Source organism: Ruegeria sp. CDSA246, from assembly GCF_059611225.1.
This window is the reverse complement of record NZ_JBXWPD010000011.1, coordinates 131,561-156,135: the sequence shown is the minus strand read 5'-3', so window position 1 is coordinate 156,135 and position 24,575 is coordinate 131,561. Positions and strand designations below refer to the sequence as shown.

The following is a 24,575-nucleotide window of genomic DNA, read 5'->3' as shown; positions in this document are numbered from 1 at the left end:
AACTACAGGGTGCTACGATGGCGGCTCTTCCCCCTCTGAACGCTTTGCGGGCCTTCGAAGCTTCGGCGCGGCATCTGAACTTTCGCTTGGCTGCCGAGGATCTGGGCGTCACCCAAGGTGCCGTCGCCCAGCAGGTACGCGGGCTTGAGGCACGATTGGCTGTGACGCTCTTTGACCGCCTGCCGCGTGGCCTTGCGCTGACCGAGGCTGGGCGCAGGTTCCATGCGCCCTTGCGCCGGGCCTTCCGTCTGATCGAAGAGGCCGTCGAGGATCTTTCTGGGGACAGACAAATTACTATCTCTGTCACGCCCAGCTTTGCCTCGAAATGGCTGGTTCCTCGACTTCCGGACTTTACGCGGCACCACCCTGATATTGCCGTGCAGGTCGACGCGCGGGAACGGCTGGCGGATTTCCAGGGGGACGGCGTCGACATTGCTGTTCGGCAAGGGCGTGCGCCGTTTGGATCCGGGGTGGTCGCAGTGCCTCTGTTTTCCACAACTTTCATTCCGGTTTGCGGTCCTGAGATGGCGGCCAGAATTGCGCATCCTGCTGACCTGACAAAGCACACTCTGCTGAACGACACCCATGGGCTGTGGCCTTTGTTTCTGCAGCGTGCAGGGATCACGGGCAAGCCGAAGATGATGAGTTTCAGCCAGACCAGCCTTGCCATCGACGCAGCCGTGTCGGGCCAGGGTGTTGCGCTTGCTAACGAACCGCTTGTTTCTGCCCAGTTGGCCGCCGGTCAGTTGGTGCGCCCGATCCCGGACGAGTTGGTCGAGGACTTGGGCTTTTACATCGTAACACCCAAACAGCCACGCCAACCCGCGCTGGTCGCAGTGATGAAAGACTGGTTGCTGTCTCAATCCTGAAGCGTCGCTGCGATGGCTTCGATCCTGTCACGCAACCAGCGATGTGCCGGGTCGTTGGAAGATCTTTGGTGCCAGACCATGTAGATAGAGACAGGGTCGCACGCGAAGGGCAGAGGTGCACAATCCAACGCATGTAGCGGCCCGTGTTTCATCAACGCCGTATCGGTTGAAATCAGGTCGCCGCCTTTCACAAATGAGGTAATGGCATTGAAATGCGGCAGGGTAACCGTCGGTGGCCTGATCTGGTTTTGATCGACACCCCGCATAACAGCGCGCGAGCTGCGGCCATCGGCAAAGCGCACTTCGACATGCTCGGTTTCGCAATAGGTTTCCCAACTGTCCGGAGGAGATCGTCGTGTGCCATCATAGTAGATCATCAACGGACTGCTGAGGATGCGCTTTTGAAAGATGTCCGGTCCATCCGGCGGCAAAGGTGTCAGCATCAATTGACACCGATCGCTGCGCAGCAGCTCAGGATCTGGAACACCTGATGGGATAAATCCCAACCCCAGCCGCACGCCTTCGGCCCGAACCTTTTGCAGCAATTGCGGGAAAATCAATTCCCTCGGCATGTCGTTTGTGGCGATGTGAAAGACCATCTCTTCGGACAGCGGGTCGAACGGGCGGTCCTCGGTCAGTGCGCGCATATTGTCCAGAACCTGCTGCACGGGGTCTTTCAGGGACAAGGCGCGCTCAGTAGGGGTCAGACCTTGCCCTGATCTGATAAATAACGGATCGCCCAGAACCACCCGAAGTTTGGACAGGGTGTGGCTGATGGCCGATTGCGTCACGCCAAGCCGATCTGCGGCCTTGGACACCGAGTTTTCTTCGAGAATGGTTAGAAAGACCCTCAGGACTTTCCCGTCCAGATCCATAAAATCTATTTTGCTCATACCGCTTATGATTATTCATGAATGGATTTACTGTCCACGCCGCATTAGGTGAGACCTAGACATCAGGAGGCGCACGATGGGGATCCGCTTTTTCTCGGACAAGAACCGGCCGGTCCACATGGGGCCTTATCCGTTGGAACGATTGGCGCGGCAGAGCGCTGTGCCGGACCTGTCTGCCGTGCCGCCGATGCCCGTACTCAGTTTTCACCGGCCGGATCAGCCTGAAAGCATCGTCAACGCCATGCTCGAGTTTCAGGCGATGATGGACGCTATTCGTGATGGGTTCGTGAATTCTGTGCCCTCTGAAATCCCGGCTGATCCGACCGCGCGCGCCCATCACTTGAAGGCTTTTGGCTATTTCAATGACGCGTCGATGATGGGGTGCGGGCCTTTGCCTGCCGAGGCGATGCTGCCCCAGTCGCGTCATAACCCGGACATTGATCGTCTGGCCCATGCGCTGAAGACCCGGCAGACTAAAACGCTGGCCTCGGGCATCGATGTCATCATGGCTGACCTAAAAGAAAGCACGGAGGCCGCGCCCAAGCCGATGGACACGCACCGCCACGCCATCGTCTTTGTCTATGAACACAACCGTGATCCGAACCCGGATGAGCCCGGCTCTGATTGGATCATGGATGCGCAGGATCACCGTTCCTGTTTGCTGGCGACAGAGAATGCGGTGGTGATTGCCAACTATATCCGGTTGTTGGGGTTCGATGCGCGGGCACATACCGCGATGTCCTCTGAAGTTGATCTTGGAAAACTGGCGGTGGCGGCTGGGTTGGCCTCGGTCGAGGATGGCGATGTTGTCGTGCCGTGGCTGGGCAAGCGGTTTGGTCTGGCAGCTGTTACAACCGAGATGGAGATTGCGCATGATCAACCGCTGCAACCCATGGCGCAGCAACCGTGGTTTCGTACACAAGGTCCGGCGTGGTGGCTGGGAACGGGGTTCGCCAAGAACGCGCTGAACCGGGATGCTTACGCCAAACGACGCTACGTGGACGGGGCGCATCCTTTCGAGAAACTTAAGCGCGTCGAGGACCCGACGACCTACATCGACGAAGAAAATGTAGCCCGCGTTCCCAAACGCGCCGACATGTTTGCCCGCGCACAATTCGGGGATATGGGCAAACCGCTGCAGGATGCAGCCAGGGGGGGGCACTATGTGCGCAAGGCCGCCCCCAGTTTCGCCCAGCGCCGCTCATTGGGCGCATTTGTGCTATTGCAGGATGGCGACAGCGCAGATGGCTCGCGCCCGACCGATGCCGCCCGAAATGCCGCGAATATCAAGGCCGCGACCTATTTCATTGGAGGCGATGCCGTGGGCCTCAGCCGTTGCCCGGAATGGGCGTGGTACTCTCACGACGCGGCAGGAGAAGAGATCAACCCGCCCCATGATCAAGCCATCAGCGTGATCATCGACCAGGGCTATGAAACAATGGAGGGGTCCAGTGGCGACGACTGGATCGCAGTTGCCCAGTCGATGCGCGCTTATCTGCGGTTTTCGCTGTTGGGCGGTGTAATCGCGCAGCAGATCCGCAACCTGGGTTACAAAGCCAAGGCGCATACGGTCATGGATGGCGAAGTGCTGCAACCGCCGCTTTTGCTTCTGTCCGGATTGGGCGAGGTCAGCCGGATTGGCGAGGTCATCCTGAACCCTTATCTCGGGCCCCGGCTCAAGTCCGGCGCGGTGACGACCGACATGCCGATGGAGCACGACAAACCGATTGATTTTGGTCTGCAGACCTTCTGTGAAAGCTGCAATAAATGCGCGCGCGAATGTCCGTCGGGGGCAATCACTGCGGGGCCGAAACTCATGTTCAACGGCTATGAGATCTGGAAATCCGACAGCCAGAAATGCGCGACCTATCGCGTGACCACACCCGGCGGTGCGATGTGCGGGCGCTGCATGAAGACGTGCCCATGGAACCTTGAGGGCATCTTCAAGGAACGCCCGTTCCGCTGGGCCGCGATGAACATCCCGAAAGCCGCGCCGGCATTGGCGAAACTGGACGATGCCGTGGGTAATGGCGGATTGAACGACACCAAGAAATGGTGGTGGGATATCGAATTGCAAACGGACGGAGCCTATCGTCCGACGAAACACCCGCTGAACCGGCGTGACCTGCAGACAGATCTGGACCTGAAGTACGACGATCAGACATTAGCCGTCTATCCCGCCTATCTGGCCCCCCATCCGTGGCCATATCCCTTTGCGATGGACCGCGAGGCCGGGATTGCGGCCTATCAGGCGATGGTGTCAGCCGAAGAATACAAAAACCGCAAGGCAGAAGGGGATACGTCGATCGTGCATCGTTACTCGATCGCGGGCGATGCGCCGGTGATGCGGGTTGCGCTGACCAAGGTCGACAAGATGACGGCGGATGTGACCAAGTATGAATTCTCGGCCCTGAATGGTGCGCCTTTACCGGATTGGACCGCCGGGGCGCATCTGGATGTGCTGGTCGCGCCTGAGTTTCTGCGCCAGTACTCAATGTCGGGGGACCCATCGGACGGGTCAGTCTATCAGATCGGCGTTCTGCGCGAGGATGAAGGACGCGGCGGTTCGGCCCTGTTGCATCGAATCTTCAGCGAAGGGCGCAAGGTCTTTATCTCGAATCCGATCAACCATTTCGAACTGGATGAGAGCGCAACAAAGACTTTTTTGATGGGCGGCGGGATCGGCATCACCCCGATGATTGCATTTGCTCATCGGTTGCACAGCTTGGGCAAGCCGTTCGCGTTACACTATTCCGCCAGCACCCGCGCTGGGGCTGGGTACCTGGACGATCTGGCGGCGATGCCCTGGGCCGACCATGTGCATTTTCATTTCTCAGATGAAGGAACACGCGCCGATCTGGATGCTGTCTTGTCGGGGTATCAGGAAGGGTGGCACGTCTATACCTGCGGACCGGATCGCTACATGGACGGTGTCATACAAGCGGCCGACAGTCAGGGATTTCCCGAAGAGGCGCGGCACCTGGAGTATTTCTCAGTTCCGGAACAGCCGGAGTATGAAAACCATCCCTTCACGTTGAAGCTGGCAAAATCGGGCAGGGAACTGACCGTCCCCGAAGGCAAAGATGCCGCTCAGGTATTGAACGAGGCGGGTATTCACGTGGATGTTAAATGCGCCGACGGTATATGTGGCGTCTGCAAATGCGGAGTGGTTTCCGGCGATATTGAGCATCGTGATTTCGTTCTGTCCAACAAACAGCGCGAGGGCGCGATCATCTTGTGTCAAAGCCGTGCGGCTGAACCTGACGGTGTGATCGAACTCGACCTCTGATCTGAGGTCTGAAAACGACTTCGATAAACACAAAAATTGGTCGTTCCAGCCATGGACGCCGTGGGGTAGCTGCACTAACGTCCCCTGCGAACCCCAGTGAATCCTGATCAACAGGTGCGAGGTATTTTCATGGATTATCACAGCCCCGCCAGCTTTGCCGAGGCGTCGGCTCTGGCCGCGAATGCGACGGGCATTACCCGGTTTCTTGCAGGAGGCACCGATGTACTGGTGCAGCTGCGCTCGGAACTGGTGACACCCGACACGCTGATCGACATCAAAAAGATTGATGGCGTGAGCGACATCAACAGCAATGCAGATGGCAGCTGGACGCTGGGAGTCGCTGCCACCGGTGCAGAAATGAGCGAGCACCCCGAACTGGGCCGGGATTGGCCCGGTGTGGTCGAGGCGATGGACCTGATCGGATCAACCCAAGTGCAGGGGCGCGCAACGCTGACCGGGAACCTTTGCAATGGCTCTCCTGCGGCGGATTCCGTGCCTGCTATGGTCGCCGCCGGAGTGACCGTTACCGTGACAGGCCCGGGTGGCGATCGCGAAGTTGCTGTCGAAGATATCCCGACCGGCCCTGGCAAGACATCGCTGGCCAAGGGTGAGCTTGTCTCGGCTGTCCATATCCCTGCACGAGGTGAGGACGGCGGCGACGCCTATCTGCGGTTCATACCACGCACCGAGATGGATATTGCTGTTGTCGGCGTAGGGGTGAACCTGCGTTTGGACGGCGACACTGTTACCGAAGCCCGCGTGTCGCTGGGTGCTGTCGCCCCGACCGTTCTACTGGTTGAAGACTGCGCGAAGGCCATCATCGGCAGTACGTTGAACGATGCCGCGCTTGATGCGCTGGCTGCTGCGGCATCCGCTGCGTGCAACCCGATTGACGACAAGCGCGGCACCATCGCGTTCCGCACCGAGGTCGCTGGCGTTCTTGCCACGCGCGCCGCGAAAATCGCCTATGCCCGTGCGAAGGGAGAACAAGCATGAGCAAGTTCCACGTATCCACCACTGTAAACGGCGACTCGGTTGAATACCTCTGCGACCCGCGCGAAACCCTGCTGGACTGTCTGCGCGACAAGCTGAACCTGACCGGCGCGAAAGAAGGCTGTGGTACTGGTGACTGCGGCGCGTGTTCCGTCTCGGTCGACGGGCGCCTGGTCTGTTCCTGCCTGATGCTGGGGGTAGAGGCCGATGGCAAGCAGATCGAAACGGTCGAGGGCATCGCGGATGGCGACGTTCTGCACCCGCTGCAGCAGAAGTTTATCGAACACGCCGCGCTTCAGTGCGGCATCTGCACACCGGGCATTTTGGTCGCGGCCAAGTCTCTGTTGGAAAAGAACCCCAACCCGACAGAAGAAGAAACCCGGTACTGGCTGGCAGGGAACCTGTGCCGCTGCACCGGTTATGACAAAATCATTCGTGCCGTCATGGAAACGGCGGAAGAGCTGCGGGAGGCTTTGTAATGGCACTGGACGATCGCAAATCGGAATTTACTTTCGTTGGCACCCGACCGAACCGTCCCGACGGATTGGACAAGGTTACGGGCCGCGCGAAGTTCGGGGCAGATATCTCGGCACCCGGCATGCTACACGGCGCGATCCTGCGCTCGCCCCATGCCCATGCGCGGATCGTGAAAATCGACGCTTCGAAGGCCCAGGCGCATAAGGACGTCAAAGCCGTCGTGACTCGTGCGGACTTTGCCGACGTCCCGTTCAAACCGGGTCTGGAAGGCGAATTCTGGAATGTTCTGGAAAACGTCATGGCAGGCGAAAAGGCACTGTATGACGGCCACGCTGTAGCGGCCATTGCGGCCACGTCGGCGCTGGCAGCGCGCGATGCGCTCAAGCTGATCGAGGTCGAATACGAGGTGTTGCCCCACGTCACCGATGTGGACAAGGCGATGGCCTCGGATGCTCCGGTCATTCGCGAAGGTGCCGCGGACTATTCAGTTCCTGAAGGAATGCATCCAAACGTCGTGCGGTACCACGAAAGCGGACACGGTGATGTCGAGGCTGGCTTTGCCGAGGCCGATCTGGTCATCGAAGACAGCTTTGTCACTGAGGCGACCCATCAGGGTTACATCGAGCCGCACGCCTGTTTGGGTATGTTGGGCAATGATGGCAAGGGTGAGCTGTGGTGCACGACCCAGGGCCACTGGATCGCGCAGAAAACCTGTGCGGCGCTGTTGGGGATTGAGACCGCACAGCTGCGCGTAACAGCGTCCGAAATTGGCGGCGGCTTTGGTGGCAAGACGACTGTGTTCATTGAACCCGTTGCACTGGCGCTAAGCCGAAAGGCCAACCGCCCGGTCAAACTCGTGATGACCCGGTCCGAAGTGTTCCGGGCAACTGGCCCGACGGCCTCGGCGTCGATGGACATCAAGATCGGCATGAAGAAGGACGGTACCATCTCGGCCGCGCAGGGCGTGTTCCGCCTGCAAGGTGGCGCGTTTCCGGGCGCGCCGGGCGATATGACCGCCATGTGTGCCTTTGCGCCTTACAATCTGACCAACGTCAAACAGGTTGGCTATGACGTTATGGCCAACCGACCGAAACAGGCAGCCTACCGTGCACCCGGTGCACCAATGGGGGCATTTGCCGTTGAGTCGGTGATTGATGAGCTGTGCAAAAAGCTGGACCTTGATCCTGTCGATGTACGCCTGAAAAATGCGGCGTATGAAGGCACAAAGGCCAGCTACGGCCCGCGTTATGAGCGCATCGGTCTGGTTGAGACGTTGGAAGCCGCCAAGGCGCATCCGCATTACTCAGCCCCGCTGAAGCCAGGGCAGGGGCGCGGCATCTCTTGCGGGTTCTGGTTTAACCACGGTGGTGAAACTTCGGTCTCGCTATCTCTGTCTGAGGACGGTTCGGCCCAGTTGATGGTCGGTACGCCGGACATCGGCGGCTCGCGCGCTTCAATGGCGCTGATGGCGGCTGAGGTGCTGGGCATTCCCTACGAAAACATCCGGGTGACCATCGCCGATACAGCGACGCTTGGGTACAACGACGTCAGCCACGGCTCTCGCGTGACGTACGCCTCCGGTCTGGCGACCATCAAAGCAGCCAAACACGCAGTCGAAAAACTGTGCGAACGTGCGGCGGCCAGCTGGGGAATTCCGACGGACGCAGTCAAATGGGAAAACGGCTGTGCGGTGCCCTCGGGCCCCAATGCCGGTGATTTCGATCCGAGGCCGTTGGCCGATATCACGGCCCATATGGGTTCGACCGGCGGTCCGATCTCAGGCCACTTTGAGGCGACCCCGGAAGGCGCAGGTGTGTCGTTTGGCACTCATATCGTTGATGCCGAGGTTGATCCGGAAACCGGTAAGACCTCGATCACTCGCTACACGGTCATTCAGGATGCCGGGAAGGCGATTCACCCGACCTATGTGGAAGGGCAGTATCAGGGCGGTGCCGCGCAAGGCATCGGCTGGGCGCTGAACGAAGAGTATATCTACGGCGATGACGGTCGCCTGCAGAACTCGATCTTCCTCGACTATCGCATCCCCGTCGCCAGTGACCTGCCGATGATCGACACGGTGATTGTCGAAGTGCCCAACCCCGGTCATCCCTTCGGTGTACGAGGCGTCGGCGAGACCGGCATCGTGCCGCCTCTGGCCGCCATTGCCAACGCCGTGTCCCATGCGGCTGGCGTGCGCATGCGTCAGTTACCGATGTCACCGCCGCGCATTCTGGCCGCGCTCAAGGACGATGGTTGAGGTTCATCTCTGGTCAGGCCTCCGGTCATTGACCGGGGGCCAGCAGGTCGTCGAGGTTGAAGCCAAGACGACCGGGGACTTGTTACGCGCACTAGTGCTGGCCCACCCACAGCTTCAAGGCCCTATTGATGCCGGCGTGTCAATCGCAATTGACGGCCGCGTTATCGCCACAGGGTTGACCGAGCCAATCCCTGAAGGCAGCGAAGTGTACCTGATGCAGCGGTTAAGGGGCGGTTAGGCCTCTGGCGACCACGGTTCGCGCCCGACCATGCGGTCGGCTTCGGCAGTGATATCGTTCATATGCTGCTCAAGGCTTTGGCGCAGCTCTTCGATTTGCTCTTCTGATGCTTTGCGCGGCACGGTCTCAGTCCACTCGCGGCATAGAAAGACTCCCGTGTTCCGCCAGGGGCGGGGCATCAACAGGCGATCCCATGTACCCGCTTCGCTGCCATATTGTGCCGAAAAGGTGATCCCGAAGATTCGTTTGCCAGACGTGCGCGCCCAAACCAATGGCACCGTGGAAAGCACACGCTCAGGCCCACGTGGTCCGTCAGCAGCGATGCCGATGGAAATCCCTTGTTTGATCTTACCGATCACCTCTCGCGAGACGGCAACGTTGCTCTTGTGTTTGCTGGCCATGGCGATGGTGTCCATGCCGAATAGTTTCTGCACCCGACCTACCATACTGCCGGCCCGCGCAGACGAAGTGATCGAGCAGATGCGCCCTTTGTCCAGCGGGAAGAAATACGGCGACTGCGCCAGCCTTTGGTGCCACAGCACCACGATCACCGGCTCACCTTGTTCGGCCAGTTGGTCCAGTTCTTCGTATCCGATGCGCTTCCATTTGGTGTTGCGATTGACCATCCGGATATAACTTGCGATGCGGCGCGCGGCCCAGTTCAAAACGGCTTCGCTGTCGGCGATCTTTTTGCGGATACTCACGGATTGGGTCCCTCGTACTGACCAAACCGTGTCTTATAGAACTAAACGCTGCACGCAACTTGTTTGTCGGATGCATTAGTCGCGCGGAATCTAAAAAAGCCTCTTGAGTCCGCTGCGCGGCTGGCATATTTGAAGCGCACCTTAGGGGTATAGCTCAGTTGGTAGAGCGACGGTCTCCAAAACCGTAGGTCGCGGGTTCGAACCCTGCTGCCCCTGCCATTTCCTCATTGACCTGCGGCCGTTTCATCGTCAAGAACGAAACCCAAGCTAGGTATCCTGCAATTATTTGGGGTGTAATCTGAGGCTGCAGGGACCCGGTCACAAGACGCGATTCTTAACTTTTCGAACAACGCAACTGCCAGGCATTGATTGCTAGAAAAATATGAACTCGTCGACCGAGAGCATACTGACCAATCGACCGTTGTTTGAGCCCTGGTGCGAGGGCGACTTTGTGATGATGTCTTCGAAGTTCGGCCCGTACAGTCTCATAAGCCGAGCTCGCTCCATTTCGCAAAGCAAATAGAACAGCCCTCCGCGTTTGCCCTTTAGGGACTCTGGCACGGTGAGCGCTGCGACGCTCTTAGAATATTTTGACTGCTGCTCTATCTTGGCCACCGGCATTCGCCTTTTTTGCGACCGTATCAACTGAAAGGAAATATGGCAAATATGTGGCGTAGAAAACTTTGCCGGTGTTGCATACGGGAATATTGAGACCCGGGGGGGTCTAAAGGCGGCTGAATCTGACCGATCCATTTTCTACAACCAACCGGCTTTACGCCGCATGCGAATGTACGAGGCTTCAAAAGACGCCCATTTCGGTGATGAAGTCTGCGTGGGCCATCATATTCTCCTCCATCGCGTGTTCGGTTGTTCATTCCACTCAGATTGGCGGCTGTGTTGAACCTGGGGTTTAGATGGGGTTAACATTGGTTTAGCCAGGTGCCGCGCAATTCGATCAATCCGGTTTCCTGCGCCTTTGGAATGGCCTATGGTCCTGCCCACAACAGACAGGCGGAAGAGGGTTCATGTCGCGTTTTGATGGTTACTTCCTGCGGCAGCTGCTGATTCTGTTCGGCTTTTTTACCCTGGTTCTGGTGGGTGTGTTCTGGATTACCCGTTCCGTCAGCCTATTTGACCGGGTGATCAGCGGCGGCCAACCCGCGATGGTGTTTCTGGAATTCACCGCACTGACGTTGCCGACCCTTATCCGCACCGTGATGCCAATGGCGGTTTTTGCCGCCGCTGTCTATGCCACCAACCGCCTGAGCCGCGAAAGCGAGATGACGGTGATGCTGGCCACAGGGACCAGCCCTTGGAGATTAGCGCGCCCAGTGTTCGTATTCGGCATCCTGACCGGTCTGATGATGGCCGCGATCAGTGTCATTCTGCGCCCTGCATCGGTGGAGCAGCTAGAGCAGCGCCAGGCCGAGGTTGCCGGAGACGTCACTGCCCAGCTTTTAAATGAGGGTGAATTTCTGCACCCCGCGCAAGGCGTTACGGTCTACATTGGGAAAATTGATTTGGATGGCACGCTGTCCGAGGTTTTTGTCTCGGATCGTCGGGATGAAGAGAGCCCGGTCAGCTATTCCAGCAAGACGGCCTATCTGGTCAACAATGGCACCGGCATTCATCTGGTGATGGTGGACGGGATCGCATTGCGCCTGAACCCGGAAGGCAGGACGCTGTCTTCGACACTTTTTGCGGATGCCTCTTATGACATCTCGGAACTCACAAATTCAGACACCAACGCCATGCGCAGTCTTGAGGCGATCCCAACGCTCGAGTTGTTGCAGGGCCGGGAAAGTATTCTTGCGACCGAGCAGTTCTCGGAAGGGGAACTGATCGAAGAGCTGCATCAGCGTTTTTCATGGATCGCCATTTGTATCGCGGTGGCGATGGCTGGTTTTTCAACGCTGATGCTGGGCAGTTTTTCGCGCTTTGGGCTGTGGCCACAGATATTCGGAGCTTTCACGATTTTGGTCCTGTTGGAGGGGGTCCGGGGCTTTGTGTCCCCGGTCGTGATTGATGATCCAAACCTGTGGATTTTGCTTTATCTTCCGGCGATTGTCGGCGTCTTGATTTCATGCGTGTTCCTGTTGATCGCCGGGCGGCCATTGCTGCGCACCCGATCGCGGGGGGCGAATGGAGCCTTGTCTCAAGCTTAATCCGCCGCACGCAGTTCGGTCAGGCAGGCCACCACGTCGTCGAAGGCTTCGCTGTCTCGCCGGGTCACCAGATAAAGCGGCAACATCAGGTCTATCGCTTCGGCAACCGGCACCAAGGTGCCTTCGTTCAATTGATCCCGAATAACATATTCGGGGAAGTACCCCGTGCCGCCGCGCTGCAAAACATACCGCAGGCCCATCATGCAATTGCCCAAAAAAAGCGTTTGTTCTGCTGCTTTGCGCGCTGCTGACCGCACGTGGTCCTGATAAACTTCGCCTAACTCGAGATTTACGAAAACTGGGTCTTTGCCCGCGCCCAGGGTTTCGACCAACAATAAACGTTCCGGTGCCAGTTCGTGATATAGAACGCGCCGATCGGATGGTTTTTCGTGGGTCAGTGCGGCATCCAATACATGCGTCGCCACGGCCTCGACCATGTTGAGGTCATGATCGTAGTTCAGGGTCAGCAATAGCTGGCCATGGCGTTGTTCATAGCGAACGGCCAGATCGACCAGTAATGGGTCCCAAACGCTGAGCTGTGCACCAAGGCGAAGGGCGATCCGGTGCGGTGTCTGCCCCGGAAGGTCACGAGAGGCGAAGGACCACAATGACAACATCTGCTCGGCATAGGGTCTAAACTGCCGTCCGAATTCTGTCAGGTTGGTGCCGCCTGCGCCCCGAGTGAACAGGGGCTTTCCGGTTTCCTCTTCGATCAGTTTGATACGGGCGCTGACCGCTGTCTGAGTGATGTTGAGGTGTCGTGCGGCGGCATGGAAGCCACCGGTGTCTGCAACGCACAGAAATGTCTCAAGGGCTTTGATTTGCATGTCGAAAGTATTTTTTGATCGAAGAGATAAAATCAATTCATTTTTTTCAGCTGTTGCCTTCGGATATGCTGGCCGTAGCAGATCAGCCAGAGGAAACATCATGCTGGACAAAAGCCACAAACCCACCTGGACCAGTTTTGAAGAGGCGACCAAAGCCGATTGGGACGCCGTCATGGAGTATGAAGAGGCGTTCAACGCTGCCCTTCCTGACCGAATCCTGGACGCGATCCGCTCCCTGGACGAAGCGTGGACCCCATACCCAGTCAATCGTTACCAGCACAGCCTTCAGGCCGCGACGCGTGCCCATGAGGATGGTGCGGATGAAGAACTGGTGGTCGCGGCACTGATCCATGACACCGGAGATATTCTGTCACCGTATAACCACGGTGAGCTGTCGGCAGCGATGATGAAACCTTATGTCAGCGAGAAAACCCACTGGATACTAAAACACCACTGCGTGTTCCAAGGCTATTACTACAATCACCACCTGGGTGGTGATCGCAACGCCCGCGACAAGTACCGTGACAGCCCCTATTGGGAGGACTGCCGTTACTTCTGCCATGAATACGATCAGAAGGCGTTTGATCCCGAGTATCCGACCAAACCGCTTGAGTTCTTTGAACCCATGCTGCGCCGCGTCCTGAACAAGGGCGAAGGCCATATGGAACTGAACGAAACGTCCGAGGGTTAACAGGCAGCCATCAGGCGATAAACGATCTGCGCGGCGGTGAAGTCCCAGGCGGCATTGCCGTTCGGGGCCAGTTCGACCACGTCGAAGCCTACGCATTTGCGGCCTTTCAGGGTGTGTTCTACCAGCCGTAGCGCCTGATAATATCCAAGGCCACCCGGCACCGGAGTTCCGGTGGCGGGCATGATTGCCGGGTCCAGCCCGTCGACATCGAAACTGACATAGACCAGCTCGGGGAAATCCTCTGGCAGGTCGACGGCATGGATATTGCCTGTGACCAGATCTTCTGCATCCACGTGGAAGATGTGGTTTTTCAGGCGGCTCTGCGCCTCTTCAGTCGAAAAGGCACGGACGCCGAACTGAGCCAATCGAACGCCTTCCTCGGCCAGCAGATGCATGACTGAGGCATGGCTGTGTTTTTCCCCCTGATAGGCGTTGCGCAGGTCAGCATGGGCGTCGATCTGAACGATGCCGATTGGTTGACCTAATGCGCGCGCCACTCCCATGACGGCACCGTAACTGAGGGAATGCTCTCCGCCCAAAGTCACCGGAACCTTGCCCGCGCGAACAGCGGCTTCGGTGCGCTGGGAAAGGCGGTTCATGATCTCAGCAAGCGAAGCATCGCAATCCACTGGTTCTTCGGTGAAGATCCCCTCGACGCATGGTTCAGCATGTCCGGTAATGCGTTCCAGCTCATTGCTGGCCTCGATGATGGCATCAGGCCCTTTGGCCGTGCCCGAGCCGTAAGAGACCGTGCGCTCCAGCGGCACAGGGATCACGCGAAAGCGGGCATCTTCAGTCCGCTCGGCTTCGGTCAGTTCACTGTCGAGGAAAATGCTCATGAAAGTCTGTCCTTAAAGTCGTCATAGCCGAACTGCTTGATGATCTTCAGCTCGTCCGTTTCACTGTTCCACAGCGCGATGGTAGGCAGCGGTACGCCATTGAATGTGTTGGTCTTGACCATCGAATAGTGGGCCTGATCCAGGAAGGCAAAGCGTTGGCCGATTTCCAGTGACTGATCCCATGTGTAATCCCCGATCACATCACCGGCCAGACAGGAGGGGCCGCCCAGACGGTAAGTATGGCCTGCTTCGGCCTCATCCATTAGGGCGGGGCGATAGGGGGCTTCGATTACGTCAGGCATGTGGCATGTGGCCGAGATATCGGTGATTGCAAGGTTCATGCCATTGGTGGGCAGGTCGAGAATTTCGCCGACCAAGATACCTGCGTCCAACGCGACCGCCTCACCGGGTTCGAGATAGACATCGATGCCGTATTTCTCGCGGATGTCCCGGATGAAAGCCACCAGCCCGTCGCGGTCATAGTCGTCGCGCGTGATATGATGACCGCCGCCAAAGTTCAGCCATTTGAGTTGGCCGAGGAAGGGCTTGAGTTTTGGCAGGACCGCCTGCCAAGTGCGCTGCAATGGCGCGAACCCTTGTTCGCAGAGCGTGTGCATGTGCAGGCCATCAACCCCGGTCAATTCGTCGGTCGTCAACTGACTGATTGGGGTGCCAAGGCGAGAGCAGGGCGCACAGGGGTCATATTTGGGGATCTCACCTTCGGAATGTTCCGGGTTGATGCGCAGACCAACCTGAACGCCAGCGTTCCGAGCTTTGGCAAGAAACCGGTCTTTTTGCGCTGGTGAGTTGAATATGATGTGATCGGACAACGACAGAATTTCATCGATGTCTGCGTCCTTGTAGCCGGCGCAGAAGGTCGCGACCTCGCCACCATATTCTTCGCGACCCAGCCGTGCTTCGAAAATGCCGGACGCGCATGTGCCGCCGAGATGTAGGCGAACAAGCGGGGCAAGCGAGAACATCGAGAATGCCTTGAGCGCGCTCAGCACATGTGCGCCGGATCGGGTTCCAATGTCGGAGAGAATGGTCAGGTTCCGCTCGACGGCCTTTTCATCAACCACGAAGCAGGGGCTTGGCACGCGGCTCAGGTCAAAGCTGCGAAAGGCTCCTGCGTCTCCGGCCTGTGTGGTCATCATGTCGGACATGTCCGGCGCCTCCGAATTGTGGAGAGGCCGGAGGCTCTGCCCCCGGACCCCCGGAATATTTTGGAAAAGATGAAGTTAGAACTCGACCGGACCGTCGAGTTCGTGGACCTGCCACGGCAGACCGTGCTCGTTCAGCATGTCCATGAAGTTGTCCGGATCCAGCTGTTCCATGTTCCATACGCCGGGCTCGGACCAGTTGCCTTTCAGCACCTGCGCCGCACCGATCATGGCGGGGACGCCCGTGGTGTAGCTGACGGCTTGGCTGCCGACTTCTGCGTAGCATTCTTCGTGGTCGCAGATGTTGTAGATGTAATAGGTCTTCTCGCCCGAGCCGTCCTTGGCCTGACCCGTGGCGATGTCACCGATGCAGGCTTTGCCTTTAGTTTCGGCACCCAGATCGCCGGGATCGGGCAGCAGAGTTTTCAGGAACTGGATCGGGATGATTTCCTTGCCGTCATGCATCACCGGGTCGATGCGAGTCATGCCGACATTTTCCAGCACCTTGGCGTGGGTGATGTAGGCGTCGCCGAATGTCATCCAGAAGCGGGCACGCTCAATCTCGGGGAAGTGGGTCGTAAGCGACTCCAATTCCTCGTGATACATCTGGTACATGTTTTTTTGGCCGATGGCGGGGAAATCGTATTCGACCTTTGTGGTCATCGCCGGGCTGGTATGCCATGCGCCGTTTTCCCAGTGGCGCACTTCGGCCAGCACTTCGCGCAGGTTGATTTCCGGGTTGAAGTTGGTGGCGAATTCCTGATCGTTCGAGCCGCCATTGGCATCCAGAACGTCGATCTGGCGAATGGTGTCCAGCTTGTGTTTCTTCAGCCATTTGGCGAACACGCTGGTTACACCCGGATCGAAGCCCGAGCCGAGGATGGCGGTCAGGCCTGCCTCTTTGAACCGGTCCTGATAAGCCCATTGCCAGTGGTATTCGAACTTGGCCACATCTTCGGGTTCATAGTTCGCAGTGTCGAGATAATGAATGCCCGCCTCAAGACACGCATCCATCAGCACCAGATCCTGATAGGGCAGGGCGAGGTTCACCAGCAGTTCGGCCCCGGTTTCCTTGATCAACTTGACGGTATCTTCGACCTTATAGGCGTCCAGCTCCGCCGTGGCGATGTCAACGCCCACGCGATCTTTCACTGCCTTGGCGATGGCGTCGCATTTCGATTTCGTGCGGCTGGCTAATGTGATTTCGGTAAAGATATCCGAATTCATTGCCATCTTGTGCACGGCCGCGTGCGATACGCCGCCTGCGCCGACAACCAGTGTTTTGCCACTCAAAGTTCCCATGGGGGTCATCTCCTCTCTGGAGTTATTCGTAATAGGTGTAGCCGTTGATGGAGTCGCGATAGGCGCTCATCAGGGTTTTGCGGTCCTTGGCCATCAGAGTACCGGTCGAGATCGCCTCGTCCACCATTTTGCGGAACGCGGCGACACAATCGTTGGGGTCGAACTCGACATACGACAGAACCTGGCTGATCGTGTCGCCCTCTTGCTCGTGCAGCAGGTCAAAGCCGCCGTCCGCGCGCAGGTCGATGGTAACGACGTTCGTGTCGCCGAACAGGTTGTGCAAATCGCCCAGTGTTTCCTGATAGGCCCCGACAAAGAAAACACCCATGAGGTATTCCCGATCTTCGGGCAGGGAGTGCACAGGCAGGCTGGGCGAGACACCGTCGGCCAGGATGAACTGGTCAATCTTCCCGTCGCTGTCGCAAGTGATATCGGAGAGAACCGCGCGACGATCAGGCGTTTGGTTCAGGCCCTGCAGGGGCACAATTGGGTGTAACTGGTCGATCGCCCAGACATCAGGCAGCGACTGGAACAGCGAGAAGTTGCAGTGATAGATATCGGCCACTTTCTCAAGCTGATCATCGACATCCGTGTCCAGATCGTCGCTTGCGGCCAGTGCCTTGAGACGGGCCATCAGCGACAGATAGATCCGTTCGGCGCGGGCCATCTGGCGCAGGTCCACATAGCCGCGGCGGAACAGCGCGCGCAGTTCGTTGCGGTAGAAATTCGCGTCGTTCCAGCATTCCTGCAGTCGGTCGCTGCTGAGATAGCCGTTGATCGCCGCAAGATCTGAGACCAGATGGTGATCGTCCGCTTCGACCTCTGGGCCGTTGGGCGCATCGTAAAGCGTGCTTTCCAGCACGTTGAACACCAGCATCGACGATGTCGCCACCACGGCGCGGCCGCTTTCGGTAACCAACGTAGGGTGGTTCACTTCTGCCTCATCCATCGCGTAGGCGACGGTCTCGACAACATTGGCGCAGTACTCCTCGACCGTGTAGTTGATCGAGTTCTCGGCGGCCTTCTTCTCACCTGTGTAATCCACGCCCATACCGCCGCCGAGGTCCAGATGGGTGAGCGGCACGCCTTCGCGCGTCAGTTCGGTGTAATACCGGCAGGCTTCGCCCACCGCGCGGCGCACATCGTTGACGTCCTGCACCTGCGAACCAAGGTGTGAGTGCTGTAGTTTTAGGCAATGCAGCAGGCCCGCCGCTTTCAGCTTATCCACCGTGGCGACCAGCTGATCGGTGTTCATACCAAAGGCGGACCGGTCGCCCGAACTTTCCTCCCACTTACCGCTGATCTGGTTGGTCAGTTTGACCCGCACACCGATCAGGGGTTCGATGCCCAGTTCGTTATAGACCTGGATCACCGTGTCAGCCTCTTTCGGGCTTTCCAACACAATGACCGTGTTGAACCCAATCTTGCGGCTGAGGATGGCCAACTGAATGAATTCGGCATCTTTGACGCCGTTGCAGACAATCAACGCCTCGGGGGCGAGACGGTGCGCCAGCGCGACCACCAGTTCGGGTTTGGATCCGGCCTCGAGCCCGTAGTTGTATTTCTTGCCGAACTCGACGATCCGGTCGACCACTTGCGCCTGCTGGTTCACCTTGATCGGGAAGACACCGCGATAGCTGCCCTTGTAGCCGGTGCGCGCAATCGCATCGCGAAAGCTCTCGTTAATGTGGACAATCTCGTGTTCCAGATAGGAACTGACGCGCAGGATCATCGGGGCCTTGATGCCACGTTCATCCAGATCACTGAGAATACCCGGTAAGCTGATCGCTTCAGCCTCGGGTGCCATGGGATTACGCAGACCGATTTCGCCCTGCTCCGTCACCTCAATGAGACCTTTGCCCCATTTCTCAACTCCGTAGATGGAATGCGGTGCGTCGGGCGTGTGTTTCAATCAAGTCAGTCCTTGTAAGTCAGGGTGCCAGTTTCGCGCCCGCCAATACGGCAGCTATATGATTCTTCCAAGTGTAATCTATGGGGCGGAGTTTTCCGAATTTATGCGGTAGCACGAATTGGGATCAGATGATTGTCCCATTGGCAATTAGACCGGTTGGATATTTGGGCTTTGTTTGTGGACAATTGCCCGATCACACCAGTCCCGGTTGTGAACACAAACCCGTTTGATGCGGTGCCAAGGCCGCAAACATCCTCGTGCAGGAAGACGCCATCAAGCTGTCCATCCGTGACCCGAAAACGGTGCAGGGCATTGCCGCGGGGACAGGTGATAGCGACTGTTTCGCTTGCACCGGAAAAGGCGATGCTGCCCGCATATCCCTGCAACGTACTTTGGTCAGCGTCGGGCGCGCTGAGTAGTAGGGGTTTTTCGCCACGGCGATGCAAACCCAAGAGGGGAGGGTGTTGCGATGAGTCGCCCTGCCATTGCATCGCGAAACCGATCAAACCGTCAGGTCGCACCGCCAGATGGCGGATCGAGTTTTTGTGCAGCTTTTGTGGCAGTTCCACCTGCTCAAGAACCCCGCCATTTTGATCCAGATAGGTCAGGCGCGGTTGCATCACAGGCAGGTTGAGTTTGGTTCTTCCTGCTTCTGGATGGGTTTCGATCCCGCCATTTGCCACAACCAATGTGCGACCATCTGGCATCAGACGCATATCATGGGGACCGACACCGCCTGAAGCGAACTCCCCAATTCGTGTGTGGTCATCCGTGTTCCAGACACCAATCACACCCTGACCGGTCTCAAAATCGTTTTCGGTGGTGAACAGCCGCGTTCCATCGGTTGAGAACACGCCATGCCCATAGAAATGGCGGCCTTTCGGGGCTTCTAACACAGCGGTCTGTGTGCCGGTCGCGCAGTCGATGATGATTGCAAATGTTCCCGGACGGCGTGCAAAGGCCACCGCCTGCGCGTGGTGGGGATGCGCCGCCGCCGCGTGCCCGCGCGCGGGCAACGGCAGAGAAAACAGGATGTCGCCGCCCGTATCCAACCCGGCCAGCCGAAAAGTCCCATCCGGGAACAGTGCGGCGGCCAGATAATCCGGTGCGCCGACAGCTGACCATCCACGCAAGGGCGCAAAGCTGGCAGCAGCCAACCCAGCAAGAAAACTTCGTCGGCTCGTCACGGTTCAATCCCCGTCCAATGAGTTGAACCCGGCATTGATGCCCAGCGTGGGGCTAAGCTCGGTCGAGGCAATGGCGCGGATATCGTTGATGGATTGTTGTAGCGCCTCAACGCGGAACCGTCCCTGCAGGTTTGCCACCCCGGCAAATGCCGGATCGTCCAGCGACTGCGCCCGATCGATGGCGGCGGCGAATGCGTCATCCAGATCGGCGGCGATTTCCGGGTGATCTGCCGACAGACGCGCGGCCAGGTCACGCAAAGCGATCAATGACAACTCCACATGGCGCAACGAACGTTCGGAACGCCGCGCCTCGGCGCGTTTGGGGCGGGGACGGTCGAAACTTCCCAATGGGCGACCAAGGCGGGTTTCGCCGGTGAATTCCAGACCGGTCGTCAGGGCCTTGTAAAGCTCTTGCATGGCTTCGTCTTCAGACCGGTATGGACTGTTCTCACCCGGGTTTGCCAATGCGCGTGCGTAGTCCGCCCAATCTGCATCAATTGCCCCGGCATTGCAGTTGATGTCTGCGGTTATGGCCTGCATCAGCGCGCAGCGATACTCGGCTCTGCCCAGATCGGTGAAGCGTGGATCGTAGAGCATCAGTTCCAGCGCGAAAAAACCGCGGCCGGCCACGGAGGTTTCCGCAAAGGCATCCGGGGATTGAATGGCTGTATCCTCAGCAGAAATCAGGCTGGACAGTGCTTTAGGGGTGAATCCCTTGGTATCGGGCCAAAACGCTAATGCAAAGGCGCGGTCCTCGACTTCGGATGGGCCAAAGCGCAGATGACTAACCGAAATCCAATCGTCAAACGCGTCGTTGTATGCATTGCGAAGCTGGGTCGAGTTCGGGTCACAATCCGCCTGCGCAGCATCGGCCAAAGCGTTGGTGGATTCTGACAGGGCGGAATAGCCGGGTAGGATATGAGCCTCGATGGCGTCGGACAGGATCGGCTCGCGATCTTGTGCGTTTGCGCCCAACGGCAATGTCAGGGAAAGAGCAAGTACGAAGGCGCGCATGGGTCAAAGGCTTTCCAAAAAACGGATAAGGGCATCGCGGTCAGGCTTAGGCATCCCGACGACCGTGTCACGCGCTGTCTGCGCCTCACCGCCGTGCCACAGGATCGCCTCGAGCAACGATTGCGCCCGCCCATCATGCAGAAACTGCGTATGGCCCGATACCTGTTGGGTCAGTCCGATCCCCCAAAGTGGTGGTGTCCGCCATTCACGACCCGTGGCGCGGGCCTCGGGCCGGTTATCGGCAAGCGCTTCGCCCATGTCGTGCAGCAGCAGGTCCGAATAGGGCCAGATCAGCTGAAAACTATGCTCGGGGCGGTCTTCCATGCGATGTGTCACGAAAGAGGGCGTGTGGCAGGATGCACAGCCGGTGTCATGGAACACCTGCTTGCCGCGCAACACCTGAGGATCGTCCAAATCGCGGCGGGCCGGTACACCCAGATTGCGGCTGTAGAACGCGACCAGATCCATGCCGACCTGATCAATTTCAAAGGTCCGGTCGTCGCCATCGCCGTGTGGAGCGTTTACGCAATCCACCTGCGCCGCCGTGCAATCGCCGTGCGCAGCCGGATAGAGGGGGCTGGAAATGCCGATATCACCGGCAAAGGCTGCAGCGGATTGCTCCATGATCGTGGGCATGCCCGCCTTATGACCAAACCGGCCCATCATCGGCGCGCCATATTCAACTGCCCATACGATGTTAGGCCGGCCGGATATTCCGTCGCCATCCTCATCTTCCGGGTCCGCATTCGACAGTAGGTCTTGTACCGGGATCGCCTCGAGCAAGCCCAGGCCGATCATCTGCGGAGCCACGCGGGGGCTGATCATCGCGTCAGGATGCAAAGGGCCATAACCCAGATCGGCAGCTTCGTACGTAGGACGCCGCAAAGTGACGACTTCCCCATCCGACAAAGTGACGGGAACGTCTTCGTAAGTGATATCAAGCCGGTACTCTGCCGGGTGGCCGGGAAGGGCCAGATCCTGCATTTGCCTGCCGTAATTCGGTTCGGGACGGGTGGCGAAGTAGTCTTCGATCTCGGCGTATCCGTCCTCGGGGGTTCCGGGGATAGACACGCGCAGGAACATCGAAATTGCGTTATCATCGGGGCCGTTGGGAGTATGCCCACGCCCGTCTTTGATGTGACAGCGTTGACAGGATCGTGCGTTATATAGCGGCCCCAACCCATCTGAGGCCAACGTGGAAGACGGGGAAGACACCCAGATCTTCTTGAACAGGCCGTTGCCGACTTTGAAGTCCAGCTCCTGCTCGAAACTCAGGTTGCCTGAGGGCTGCGAGAACGCATCTGCGTCGATGCGCGCGCGGACAGTTGCGGCCCCACCTGGCAGCTCTTCAAAGCGCTGAGGCGCGCTGAATTCGACAGGTGCGGCGGTAACCCGCGCAATCCTTGCATGTTCGTCTTCAGTTCTGGGAAGGTAGTTGAGGTGAAGATCCCGCAGCTCTGCCGACAGGGATTGGGTAGCCGCAAGCGCGGCCACCGGCAAAAGGGCAAGCTTACTCGCCTTCGTCCATTTTCGATGCGTTGAGTTGCGCATAATTGGCTTCGCCAATCCTTTCGTACAGGTCCAGCTGCGTTTCGAGGAAATCGATATGCCCTTCCTCATCCGCCAGCAATCCTTCAAACAGAGACATAGTGACGTAGTCGCCAGCGCTCTGACAGTATTCGCGCGCTTCCTTGTACAAGGCCCGGGCGTCGACCTCTGCGGCCAGATCACATTCCAACGTCTCTTTTGGGGTCTGGCCAATGCGCAACGGGTCAAGTTGTTGCAAGTTCGGGTGACCGCCCAGGAAAATGATTCGCTCGATCAGCTTGTCCGCGTGCCCCATTTCTTCGATGGATTCTTCGCGGCTTTTCTTGGCCATGTGGCCGAGGCCCCAATCCTCTTGCAGGCGGTAATGCAGCCAATACTGGCTGACCGCCGTCAGTTCATGCCGCAGAGATTTGTTGAGATATTCTATGACCTTGGGGTCGCCCTTCATCTGCATTCTCCTGTGTTGCCTCGCTGCGAAGTGCGCGAAGCTGCATCGGGACCTCCAACTTATCGCTGGAGCGCATCGAGTCTAGAAAAAGCGGCATGCACCCGCCACAATCTGCTGATTTTCCAAGGGCATGGTAGATTTTACCAGGTGTAATGACCGCGTAAGGATCAGACGTGCGCATCCAGTCGATAGCTGCGCGGATATCGTGATCCGAGATGTTTGTGCAGTGGCATACGATCATAGCAATCAGGGCTCTGAGTTGTATTTCTTACTGTATTAGTAAGTTAATTTAGAAACGTCCAGAGGCAACAGATCAAAGGTACCTCACAAGATTTGGAGGCGGTGTGAAACTGCCGCCTCCGTTTGGCGCGAACCTTGTATTTTACTGGAAGACCGCGTCTGGGTTGTCCAGGCTGTCCGAACCTTCGAACACGATCTGGTCAAGTTCCAACGTGGTCACAATGCGCTCGATCGTCTTTGTCTGATCGACCAGGCCGTTAACGCCGCCCATGATCAGCACTTCGCCGCCTTCGTTGCCGCGTTCCAGCATCTGGTCATAGGCAAATCCGGCTTCCGCGGTTGATTTCAAACGTCCCAGAGCCTGCATGGTGTTGGCCAGTTTCACCTTCATCTCCGCGTCCAGAGATGGGTCGCTGGCGATCACCAGATCCGACAGCGATGCGCCTGAAACCGGAGTGCCGTCGATGCGGGTGTAGCTGCCCAGATAGACGTTCTGAACGCCGAGACCATCGTAGTAATGGCTGTTATGTGTGTTGTCCGAGAAGCAATCATGTTCTTCCTCGGGGTCGTTCAGCATCAGGCCAAGGCGCATGCGTTCACCGGCCTGCTCACCATAAGACAGTGAACCCATGCCGGTCAGAATGGCGCTGACGCCTGCGATTTCGTCGGCAGTCAGGACTGCGCGTGCTTCGCCACCTTCGGCCCATTGCGCCGCCATCCATTCCAGATCGCTGACCAGCAGGTCAGTCGCAGCGCTCAGGTATTGTGCACGGCGGTCGCAATTGCTGTTTGTGCAGTCGTCACCCTGAACGTAATCGGTGTACGGACGGTCGCCTGCGCCCGCGCCATGGCCGTTCAGATCCTGGCCCCACAACAGGAACTCGATCGCGTGGTAGCCTGTGGCAACATTCGCTTCGATTCCGTCGGCTTCGTGCAGGGGCTCGCCCAGCAGTTCCGGGGTGATTTCGCTGGCGTCGATGGTTTTGCCTGACAGCTCGAACGTCGGGTTGGCGATGACGTTCAGTGCGGCGAATTCGTTCTCGTCAGTTGGACCACCATAGGCTGCGTCCACATAGTCGATTAGCCCTTCGTCCAGCGGCCATGCGTTTACCTTGCCTTCCCAGTCGTCGACGATCGCGTTGCCAAAACGGTAAACCTCGGTCTGCTGGTACGGAACACGTGCAGCAATCCATGCAGCGCGTGCTGCGTTTAGTGTGGCGTCTGACGGATCAGCGATCAGCGCGTTTACTGCGGCCTGCAGCGACTTTGCCGCGATCAGGCTGTCGTCATATTTGGCTTCGGCGATGTTCGCATAGGTGGTCAGAACGTCGATCTTCGCGGGGGTTTCGGCAAATGCTGCTGTCGCGATCCCAAGGGTCAATACGCTGGTGGCGGCAAAAAATTTGGTCATGGAGGTGACACTTTCCTGTCAGAAAAAACTCACTAGCGCCGCTTCAGCGACGCGCACGCACCAAAAACTGAGTGAAATAGTAAGGTAAGTCAACCTGAGTCTTATTGT

21 protein-coding genes and 1 tRNA gene are annotated in these 24,575 nt (G+C 58.1%); 9 read left to right on the top strand and 13 right to left on the bottom strand.

Translation table 11 applies throughout. The annotated features are described in order from the left end of the window. The first annotated feature begins 17 nt into the window (after positions 1–17). On the top strand, positions 18–869 hold the full coding sequence (locus tag AC2FI9_RS15670) for a LysR substrate-binding domain-containing protein (RefSeq protein WP_282170991.1): 852 nt from the start codon (positions 18–20) through the stop codon (positions 867–869). On the opposite strand, the gene AC2FI9_RS15665 is transcribed toward AC2FI9_RS15670, so the two are convergent. Then, the gene (locus tag AC2FI9_RS15665) at positions 860–1,762 is read right to left on the bottom strand and encodes a LysR family transcriptional regulator (RefSeq protein WP_496768897.1); all 903 of its coding nucleotides are present in this window, start codon (positions 1,760–1,762) and stop codon (positions 860–862) included. The two genes, AC2FI9_RS15670 and AC2FI9_RS15665, sit on opposite strands and share 10 nt — an antisense overlap. 76 nt (positions 1,763–1,838) lie before the next feature. On the opposite strand from AC2FI9_RS15665, the gene AC2FI9_RS15660 reads away from it, so the two are divergent. From AC2FI9_RS15660 to AC2FI9_RS15640, 5 genes are all read left to right on the top strand, one after another. Further along, on the top strand, positions 1,839–5,051 hold the full coding sequence (locus AC2FI9_RS15660) for a reductive dehalogenase (RefSeq protein ID WP_496768895.1): 3,213 nt from the start codon (positions 1,839–1,841) through the stop codon (positions 5,049–5,051). A gap of 129 nt (positions 5,052–5,180) precedes the next feature. Further along, positions 5,181–6,047 (top strand): FAD binding domain-containing protein, encoded by an 867-nt coding sequence (locus AC2FI9_RS15655; RefSeq protein ID WP_496768893.1) that lies wholly within the window; start codon positions 5,181–5,183, stop codon positions 6,045–6,047. Then, entirely contained in the window at positions 6,044–6,523 is a 480-nt protein-coding gene (locus AC2FI9_RS15650; protein ID WP_496768891.1) for a (2Fe-2S)-binding protein, read from the top strand. Before AC2FI9_RS15655 ends, AC2FI9_RS15650 begins: the two co-directional genes overlap by 4 nt. Beyond that, on the top strand, positions 6,523–8,778 hold the full coding sequence (locus AC2FI9_RS15645) for a xanthine dehydrogenase family protein molybdopterin-binding subunit (RefSeq protein WP_496768889.1): 2,256 nt from the start codon (positions 6,523–6,525) through the stop codon (positions 8,776–8,778). Before AC2FI9_RS15650 ends, AC2FI9_RS15645 begins: the two co-directional genes overlap by 1 nt. Next, entirely contained in the window at positions 8,771–9,016 is a 246-nt protein-coding gene (locus tag AC2FI9_RS15640) for a MoaD/ThiS family protein (protein WP_170559220.1), read from the top strand. Before AC2FI9_RS15645 ends, AC2FI9_RS15640 begins: the two co-directional genes overlap by 8 nt. On the opposite strand, the gene AC2FI9_RS15635 is transcribed toward AC2FI9_RS15640, so the two are convergent. Next, entirely contained in the window at positions 9,013–9,720 is a 708-nt protein-coding gene (locus AC2FI9_RS15635) for a lysophospholipid acyltransferase family protein (protein WP_496768887.1), read from the bottom strand. The two genes, AC2FI9_RS15640 and AC2FI9_RS15635, sit on opposite strands and share 4 nt — an antisense overlap. A 143-nt stretch (positions 9,721–9,863) precedes the next feature. Here AC2FI9_RS15635 and AC2FI9_RS15630 point away from each other — a divergent pair. Continuing rightward, a tRNA-Trp gene (locus AC2FI9_RS15630) sits at positions 9,864–9,939 on the top strand. Positions 9,940–10,745: 806 nt separating this feature from the next. After that, complete coding sequence (gene lptF / locus AC2FI9_RS15625; protein ID WP_496768885.1) at positions 10,746–11,885, top strand: LPS export ABC transporter permease LptF; 1,140 nt, start codon at positions 10,746–10,748, stop codon at positions 11,883–11,885. Here lptF and AC2FI9_RS15620 read toward each other — a convergent pair. Further along, positions 11,882–12,712, bottom strand: coding sequence for a LysR family transcriptional regulator (locus tag AC2FI9_RS15620; RefSeq protein WP_496768883.1), 831 nt, complete (start codon positions 12,710–12,712; stop codon positions 11,882–11,884). The two genes, lptF and AC2FI9_RS15620, sit on opposite strands and share 4 nt — an antisense overlap. A gap of 100 nt (positions 12,713–12,812) precedes the next feature. Here AC2FI9_RS15620 and AC2FI9_RS15615 point away from each other — a divergent pair, with 100 nt between their 5' ends. Then, the gene (locus AC2FI9_RS15615; protein ID WP_058275703.1) at positions 12,813–13,403 is read left to right on the top strand and encodes an HD domain-containing protein; all 591 of its coding nucleotides are present in this window, start codon (positions 12,813–12,815) and stop codon (positions 13,401–13,403) included. On the opposite strand, the gene speB is transcribed toward AC2FI9_RS15615, so the two are convergent. The 10 genes from speB to AC2FI9_RS15565 all read right to left on the bottom strand — a co-directional run bounded on the left by speB (position 13,400) and on the right by AC2FI9_RS15565 (position 24,467). Continuing rightward, a complete protein-coding gene (gene speB, locus AC2FI9_RS15610) occupies positions 13,400–14,242 on the bottom strand; it encodes an agmatinase (RefSeq protein WP_496768880.1) in 843 nt (280 codons plus the stop codon). The genes AC2FI9_RS15615 and speB overlap by 4 nt on opposite strands. Continuing rightward, positions 14,239–15,408, bottom strand: a complete 1,170-nt coding sequence (gene nspC, locus AC2FI9_RS15605) for a carboxynorspermidine decarboxylase (protein ID WP_496768877.1) — start codon at positions 15,406–15,408, stop codon at positions 14,239–14,241. Before nspC ends, speB begins: the two co-directional genes overlap by 4 nt. A gap of 75 nt (positions 15,409–15,483) precedes the next feature. After that, positions 15,484–16,707: a saccharopine dehydrogenase family protein gene (locus AC2FI9_RS15600; protein WP_472722978.1), complete on the bottom strand. Its 1,224-nt coding sequence runs from the start codon at positions 16,705–16,707 to the stop codon at positions 15,484–15,486. A gap of 22 nt (positions 16,708–16,729) precedes the next feature. Then, a complete protein-coding gene (gene speA / locus AC2FI9_RS15595) occupies positions 16,730–18,619 on the bottom strand; it encodes a biosynthetic arginine decarboxylase (RefSeq protein WP_496768875.1) in 1,890 nt (629 codons plus the stop codon). Between the two features lie 101 nt (positions 18,620–18,720). Then, a complete protein-coding gene (locus tag AC2FI9_RS15590) occupies positions 18,721–19,806 on the bottom strand; it encodes a DUF1513 domain-containing protein (protein WP_496768873.1) in 1,086 nt (361 codons plus the stop codon). A 3-nt stretch (positions 19,807–19,809) separates the two neighbouring features. Continuing rightward, complete coding sequence (locus AC2FI9_RS15585; RefSeq protein WP_496768871.1) at positions 19,810–20,820, bottom strand: imelysin family protein; 1,011 nt, start codon at positions 20,818–20,820, stop codon at positions 19,810–19,812. Between the two features lie 3 nt (positions 20,821–20,823). Further along, positions 20,824–22,371 carry a di-heme oxidoreductase family protein gene (locus tag AC2FI9_RS15580; RefSeq protein ID WP_496768869.1) on the bottom strand — a complete coding sequence of 516 codons (1,548 nt, stop codon included), beginning with the start codon at positions 22,369–22,371 and terminating at the stop codon, positions 20,824–20,826. Then, on the bottom strand, positions 22,331–22,816 hold the full coding sequence (bfr, locus tag AC2FI9_RS15575; protein ID WP_496768867.1) for a bacterioferritin: 486 nt from the start codon (positions 22,814–22,816) through the stop codon (positions 22,331–22,333). Before bfr ends, AC2FI9_RS15580 begins: the two co-directional genes overlap by 41 nt. Further along, positions 22,764–23,057, bottom strand: coding sequence for a (2Fe-2S)-binding protein (locus AC2FI9_RS15570; protein ID WP_496768865.1), 294 nt, complete (start codon positions 23,055–23,057; stop codon positions 22,764–22,766). Before AC2FI9_RS15570 ends, bfr begins: the two co-directional genes overlap by 53 nt. Positions 23,058–23,198: 141 nt before the next feature. Beyond that, positions 23,199–24,467, bottom strand: a complete 1,269-nt coding sequence (locus AC2FI9_RS15565; protein WP_496768863.1) for an imelysin family protein — start codon at positions 24,465–24,467, stop codon at positions 23,199–23,201. Positions 24,468–24,575: the final 108 nt, after the last annotated feature.

Coding starts and splice junctions, on each gene's coding strand:
- AC2FI9_RS15660 (WP_496768895.1), top strand. CDS start 1,839: ATGGGGATCCGCTTTTTCTCGGACAAGAACCGGCCGGTCCACATGGGG.
- speB (WP_496768880.1), bottom strand. CDS start 14,242: ATGAGCATTTTCCTCGACAGTGAACTGACCGAAGCCGAGCGGACTGAA.
- AC2FI9_RS15585 (WP_496768871.1), bottom strand. CDS start 20,820: ATGCGCGCCTTCGTACTTGCTCTTTCCCTGACATTGCCGTTGGGCGCA.
- AC2FI9_RS15650 (WP_496768891.1), top strand. CDS start 6,044: ATGAGCAAGTTCCACGTATCCACCACTGTAAACGGCGACTCGGTTGAA.
- AC2FI9_RS15655 (WP_496768893.1), top strand. CDS start 5,181: ATGGATTATCACAGCCCCGCCAGCTTTGCCGAGGCGTCGGCTCTGGCC.
- AC2FI9_RS15640 (WP_170559220.1), top strand. CDS start 8,771: ATGGTTGAGGTTCATCTCTGGTCAGGCCTCCGGTCATTGACCGGGGGC.
- AC2FI9_RS15565 (WP_496768863.1), bottom strand. CDS start 24,467: ATGACCAAATTTTTTGCCGCCACCAGCGTATTGACCCTTGGGATCGCG.
- AC2FI9_RS15645 (WP_496768889.1), top strand. CDS start 6,523: ATGGCACTGGACGATCGCAAATCGGAATTTACTTTCGTTGGCACCCGA.
- AC2FI9_RS15620 (WP_496768883.1), bottom strand. CDS start 12,712: ATGCAAATCAAAGCCCTTGAGACATTTCTGTGCGTTGCAGACACCGGT.
- AC2FI9_RS15600 (WP_472722978.1), bottom strand. CDS start 16,707: ATGGGAACTTTGAGTGGCAAAACACTGGTTGTCGGCGCAGGCGGCGTA.
- AC2FI9_RS15665 (WP_496768897.1), bottom strand. CDS start 1,762: ATGAGCAAAATAGATTTTATGGATCTGGACGGGAAAGTCCTGAGGGTC.
- AC2FI9_RS15615 (WP_058275703.1), top strand. CDS start 12,813: ATGCTGGACAAAAGCCACAAACCCACCTGGACCAGTTTTGAAGAGGCG.
- AC2FI9_RS15580 (WP_496768869.1), bottom strand. CDS start 22,371: ATGCGCAACTCAACGCATCGAAAATGGACGAAGGCGAGTAAGCTTGCC.
- AC2FI9_RS15670 (WP_282170991.1), top strand. CDS start 18: ATGGCGGCTCTTCCCCCTCTGAACGCTTTGCGGGCCTTCGAAGCTTCG.
- AC2FI9_RS15570 (WP_496768865.1), bottom strand. CDS start 23,057: ATGATCGTATGCCACTGCACAAACATCTCGGATCACGATATCCGCGCA.
- bfr (WP_496768867.1), bottom strand. CDS start 22,816: ATGAAGGGCGACCCCAAGGTCATAGAATATCTCAACAAATCTCTGCGG.
- lptF (WP_496768885.1), top strand. CDS start 10,746: ATGTCGCGTTTTGATGGTTACTTCCTGCGGCAGCTGCTGATTCTGTTC.
- nspC (WP_496768877.1), bottom strand. CDS start 15,408: ATGTCCGACATGATGACCACACAGGCCGGAGACGCAGGAGCCTTTCGC.